Below are 5,972 nucleotides of genomic sequence, written 5' to 3'. Positions count from 1 at the left end.
CAGGTAGCCGAGTTCGGGACTGCCCATGCCAAGGTCACACAGGCCGAACAGGCGAACGTCCTCGCCTTCGGGACAGGCTTCCGTGATGAGCCATGTCGCGGCACCATCAGGCGTGAACAGCTTCACGACCGGGAACGGATCGAAGCCGTCACGCTCCTCGCTGGTGCGGCCGTTCTCGATCAGCTTGGCCAGCAGTTCGTCGGGGATCAGGGCTTCGGTGCGGGGAAAGCGCGGCATCATGACACGCCCTCCCCTGCCGGTTCGTTGATCCGGCAGCGAACGCAGTGTGCCGCGATGGCTCCGGCCTGCCGCGCCAGCTTTTGGGACAGCGCATCGATCTCGCCGCGCCGCGCAAAGCGCAGCGCCGCGACGTTAGCCTGAACGTCGCGCTCGTCGGCGCGGCTCCAGGTGGCGGAGGCACGGCCAAACTGGCGAGCCTTGACGCGGCTGCTCGTCGTCATGCGTTCGGCGCGCGCTTCAACCTGCCGCTCGATGACGGCAAGGTGGCGCGCGGTCTCGGCGTGCGCCGTCTCCATGCGGGTCAGTGTCGCCCGCTGTTTTGCATCGGTCTTCATGGTCTCGTGTCCTGCTGTCGTGCTCGAGGGCCTTGGCCGCGCCGATCAGGCGCGGCCGGAAAATCCCTCGGGCGGTGTCGGGACACTGGCCGAGGCCGCGCGAGGGCGGCCCCGGCCGCGGCGGCTCACTCGGCGGCTTCGGGGAACCCTTCACTCCCCTCGGTCGTGTCGATGTCCTCGACAGGCCCGCTCTCCGTTTCCGCAACCGGCGTGGTGCGCATCAGCGGCGGCAGCCATCCGGTCCCGGCAAGAAGCTGCTCGGCGGCTTCCGCCATCGGCTGCTTCTTCATGCTGGCGATGCGATCCGCCGCCTCACCGCTGACGGCCTCTCGTACAGCATCGAGGATGAGCGCCTTCGTCACGCGGCCGAGATAGGTTCGCACCGTCGGCGTCCAGTGCGCGGTCATGTCGAGCGCAAGTGCGCTTGCCAGCTTGTCAGCCGTCTCAAGCGCGCGCGGCTTGCGCTCCCAAGGCACTTTCACCGCGTTAACGGTCTGCGAGGCGCAATGCGCGAACAGCGCCATGACGCTTGCATGGTCCAGCCCGGTGATGAAGCCCCACAGGTCCGCCACGTCGCGCGGCATGTCCGCCGCCCATCCGGCGTGACGATCCGCGAGCGCCTTTGCCGCCGCCGTATCCTCGATGCCGTCCGCGTGTCCGCCAAGGGGTGGACTGACGGTGCGGATGTCGAGGCAATGGGCGTCACCGCCGCGATGGAAGCTCTGCGCGGCGAGCGCATGGGTGACGGCGATTAAGGCCATGTCCGGCTGCTCGCCAAGGGCGACCCGCAGGCCAAGGGTGCGATGCGTGGTCAGCTCGCGGACGAGAAGGTCGGACAGCGGCGTGCCGTCATCCCCTGCGTCCTCGTCGTCGGCGTTATGTGCGGCTGCATCGTCGCCGTCCTCGATGATCTCGCCATCACCGTTGACGCGCACGCCATCGATGACGGTTTCGCCATCGCTGGCTTCCTCCGCTTCGGGCTTCTCGTCCTCTGGACGGATGAAACCGCGCTCGATGCGGGCTTCTCCGTCCGGCGACAGCACGACAAAGACGCCACCGCGCGCGATCTCGTCAGGATCGTAAGCATGACGCTTGGCGTCGATGCGCTCGATCTCGGCTTCAAGCTCCCCGAACCGTTGGTCCACGTCGTCGGGAAGCTCCTCCGCGCCTTCATACTCCGACGACAGGCGGTCATATTCCTCCTGTGCGACAGCGCAGGCGGCTTCGTCTTCCTCGGAAAGCTTCACCGGATGCGGATAGGTGCGCGGCAGGCCGTGGGCGTGGGGATAATCGATATGAACCGAAACCCACTTCCAGCCTTCCGCCTCCTGAACCTGCGCGGCGATGCCTTCCAGTTTCTCGATGACAAGCCGCTCCAATAGCGCGGCGTCTTCATAGAAGCCGCCACGATCCTCCGTGAACAGATCGCGGACAATGTTGCCGCCTGCTTCCGTGTAGACTTCCGCACCGATGAAGATCGCGCGCCGATCCGTTGCCGGAATGTGGGTCTTCATGATGTCGCGGCGGATGAAGGACGGATCGCGGTTATAGGACAGGTTCTCGTAAACCTGCTCCTGCCGGGCGTGATCCTCGGTGATGGCGAAGGCCCTCAACTGGTCGAGCGTCAAGCCGCCGTCACGATAGACTTGCATCAGCCTCGGGCTGACCGCGCCGAGCCGAAGCCGCTGCTTCACCACATGCGCGGTGACGCCGAAGCGGGCCGCGATTTCCTCCGCGCCCCATCCGCGATGTTCCGCAAGCTCGCGGAAGGCCTCGAACTGGTCGGCGGGGTGCATGGCGGTGCGCGTGACATTCTCGTCAAGGCTGATTTCGAACGGATCGTTCGCCGTGTCGATGACGCAGCGGATACCCTCCGTTTTCTTGATCTGCTTGCGCTTCACGCGCAGCAACTGCGCCAGCCTGCGGCCTTCCCCGATGGTGACGAGATAGAAGCCGGTCGGCTTTTTCTCCGCGTCAAGCTCAGGCTCCACCACGAGGTTTTGCAGGATGCCCTTGGCGGCGATGCTGGCCGCATAGGCTTCGATCTCCGCCTCGCTGTGCGGGGTCTTGCGCGCATTGCGGGGTGACTTCTTCAGCTTGTTGAGCGGGATGAGAACCGTCTCGCCGTTTGCCGCGACTGACACGGTTTCCGCGCCGGTCTCAACCGCCGCAACCGCTTCCGTTTCTCCGACGCTGCGAACGTCCGCGTCTGCCGCTGCTTCCGCCACCATCGCAACCGTGCCGGCCCTCGCCATCTTCGATGTCCTTGCCATTGTTCCAATCCTTTTTCTGTGCAGGCCGGAGGCATGGCCCCCGCCATGCCTCCCGGGGGCGCGTGAGCGCTCGGCAGAGAGGGGGGCGGCTATCGGCGAGCATGGCCGGGCTGCGCGACAAGCGAGGTGGATTGGACGGATTGGGCGCGTGAAAACGATGCGCCGCCTTGCGCGTGCGCGGCCCTGCCATCGCACAGGCGGTAGTCGCGGGGGAGAGATGGCCGAGACCATCTCTCCCCTCCACGGATCGGCAAGGCTTCATCCGCAGCCGATCACGACAGAGCGAGCGAAACTCTCCTTACTCATCACCGCCATGCGCAGGCATCTTGCGTCCTGTTGCTTCACCAGGCCGTGTTCGCCTGCGCTCAATTTCGCGAAACTACGAAGACGCTCGACGCAGGGCTTTATACTGCCTGGAAATTCGCATTCTCATTCATGGGCACTGCGGCCAACATAGTTGGAGTCACAACCGCGCGGATTGAGCGTTTCGTGGGCGCTTTCAAAGTAACCGTTATGTTTGTTTGCGCCCCGCATCCTGCCGGGTTGCGATCGCTGCCGATAAAACAGTTTGCGCTGAAAAAGCGATCGCATGATCGCGCGATAAAAAATCGAAGAGTCAAACGGAGGTCACAACAGACGCAATCTAACTTCCGCACTTCGGAAGCACGCTGTGCAAGTCGTCATTGCCGCCCGCCTATAGCGCTGCGCGGCAATTTCCACTAAGCTGTTGGGCGCTTTAATGCGTGCCCGGATACGATCGTCTCGGGAGCAAAAGGCGATCATTCGACCGCTTGACCCTTCCCATCCTCGTAGCTGGGACAATCCCGACAATGAGGAGATTTGGCTAGAGTTGGCGCGCGCCATCGGACGCCAAATTGCAAGGGATGGAAGAGACGGTTTGGGACAGCCGATAGGGGAACGACATGACGATGGTGTCACCCAAAAAGAGAGCCGTGATATACGCCCGTTATTCGAGCGACATGCAAAAGGCGACCTCGATTGACGGTCAAATATTGCTCTGCCGTAAGGTCGCCGAACGCAACAATCTCGATGTCATCGGTGAATTCGTCGATGCGGCGAAGTCCGGTCTGACCGAAGATGCGCGGGACGGCTATCAGCGACTGCTCGACGGCGTGCGGAGCCACGACTTTGATGTGATTATCGTCGAGCATTTTGACCGTCTGTCGCGCGATCCGGCAACGATCCAGCGTCTAAAGCAGATTTTCGAGTTTAATCGCGTCGAGCTGATGGATCAGAAGGGGATTTACGCGACCGCTACCGATATCAGCATCGCGAGTCTCTACAATACGATCTACAAGCCCCAGCTTGCCGAAAAGGTTCGGCGCGGGCACGACAACGCTGTGGTCAACGGGAAGATTCCCGGCTCGTATGCTTATGGCTATCGGCCGACGCCTGGAGCGCCGGGTGAGCGTTCGATCGACGAGAATGAGGCGAAGATCGTACTTCGTATTTTCGAGGAGTACGCCGCCGGTCGGTCAACCAGAAATATTGCCGCCGATCTCACGCGCGAAGGCGTGCCTACGCCCGGCGCCACTCGCCACAAGAACAAAGTTGGTCGCACGATCTGGAATCATCAGTGCATCACGGGTGGTCGTAACGGCCGCGGCATCCTCGGCAACGAGCTGTATGTCGGCGTGATCCACTGGAACGTTCGCTCAACAATTCTCAATCCGGAGACGCAGAAGAAGCAGAAGCGCCGCAATCCGGAGGAACATCACCTCATTGTCATGAAGCCTGAGCTTCGGATTGTTCCACAAAAGCTATGGGATATGACGCAAAAGCTACGCAGCGAGCGCGCTGTCCGTATGTTCGGACCGAGCGGCAAGCCGCGGCGTCGCGAGGTAGTTCCGCGCAACAATGAACATCCGCTTGCTGGGACCCTTCGATGTGGGGTTTGCAATGGCCACATGCGAATTGCGCAGTCGTCTCGCGATGGCGGCCCGCGCGCAGCATGCGCCAACGCGCATCAACGCGGGACCTGCGAGCATACCCGTAGCTTTGACATGGACGTCATACTCAAAGACGTTTGCCGCAACATCGATGTGAAGCTGCTCTCTCCAAAGGCCATCGAGGAAGCGATGAGCGCCTGGCAAGAAGAGCGCAAGAACGATCGAAAGAAAGGCAGCGAACGCGAGACGCTTGAACGTCGACGCCGCAAACTCACTGCCGAGATCGAACGCCTATCCTACGCGATCGCGAACAGTCGTCGTAAGCCCGATGAGCTACTGAAACTGATCGATGAGTGCGACCTGGAGCGAGAAAATATTGATGCGCGCTTGCAGTTGCTCGGCGACGGTAGCGGAAACGTGATCCCGTTCGACCATCCGAAGTTCGGAGAGCTTTACTGCTCGGAGGTTAAGAAGCTCGTCACAGCGCTCAAGACCAATCCGAAGGCGACCGAAACGCGAGTCGCTTTCCGCACCTTGATTGGCTGTATTGTAGTGCATCCAGGCCGCAAGCGGATGCCCTACGAATATACGCCGTACCTGAACAGTGCCGCGCTCTTCGGGAAGCAACTTTTCCCTGAAAAAGGCGGGAAAGGCAAAGAGATCGGCAAGTCTGCATACTACAACAATGGCGGGTCAGAGAAATCCGTGTCCTCGTAATAGACGCGGATCGGCATGATGTGGCGGCCGTCGCGAATGTTGCCGTCGAGTTTGGACGTCATCGCAGTAATTACAGATCGGCAGCAACTGAAAGCCGTTGCGCAACGGCCTTAAGGCGCTTGTCCCTGGTCCAAAGGCGAACATCCGACATGAGCAGGCATGAGGCGACGAGATGCGCGTCGACATAGCCAATACCGGAGCCGCTCAAGTCTCGGTTTTGTATCAACGCGAGCACCTCCATCGAACTCGCAACCACGGCCTTCGGGAGGCGGTTGAGACGCGCGAGAAAAAGTTCGAGATTCTTCATTTGGCCCAACGCAATTTCGCCGACCACAAACGGATGGACCAGCACCATCTCGCTTTCGAGATGCCACACGAGGTCGTTATCGGAGCGCCTGATATGATCGACCCAAATGGGGCTATCGACCAGCAGCATCAATCGTTCGTGAATCTTGGCGGGCGGCGGCCCGGCGGCGCCTTCGCCCGCGGATCGCTCC

Annotated in this window: 5 protein-coding genes; 1 reads left to right on the top strand and 4 read right to left on the bottom strand. The window is 61.5% G+C overall.

All coding sequences use genetic code 11. The features are described from left to right. From Q0239_RS04115 to Q0239_RS04105, 3 genes are all read right to left on the bottom strand, one after another. On the bottom strand, positions 1 to 240 hold a 240-nt coding region (locus Q0239_RS04115; RefSeq protein ID WP_298598840.1), incomplete at its 3' end, for a DUF2958 domain-containing protein. Further along, on the bottom strand, positions 237 to 575 hold the full coding sequence (locus Q0239_RS04110) for a hypothetical protein (protein ID WP_211400862.1): 339 nt from the start codon (positions 573 to 575) through the stop codon (positions 237 to 239). The genes Q0239_RS04115 and Q0239_RS04110, both read right to left, overlap by 4 nt. Before the next feature lie 125 nt (positions 576 to 700). Next, a complete protein-coding gene (locus tag Q0239_RS04105; protein WP_298598837.1) occupies positions 701 to 2,848 on the bottom strand; it encodes a ParB/Srx family N-terminal domain-containing protein in 2,148 nt (715 codons plus the stop codon). Between the two features lie 923 nt (positions 2,849 to 3,771). Here Q0239_RS04105 and Q0239_RS04100 point away from each other — a divergent pair. After that, entirely contained in the window at positions 3,772 to 5,475 is a 1,704-nt protein-coding gene (locus Q0239_RS04100; protein ID WP_211400795.1) for a recombinase family protein, read from the top strand. A 70-nt stretch (positions 5,476 to 5,545) separates the two neighbouring features. Here Q0239_RS04100 and Q0239_RS04095 read toward each other — a convergent pair. After that, a partial coding sequence (locus Q0239_RS04095; protein ID WP_298598834.1) for a type II toxin-antitoxin system VapC family toxin occupies positions 5,546 to 5,972 on the bottom strand: 427 nt, incomplete at its 5' end.

The organism is uncultured Sphingorhabdus sp. (assembly GCF_937872355.1).
Lineage (GTDB): Bacteria > Pseudomonadota > Alphaproteobacteria > Sphingomonadales > Sphingomonadaceae > Sphingorhabdus_B.
This window is presented reverse-complemented; position numbering and strand designations above follow the sequence as displayed.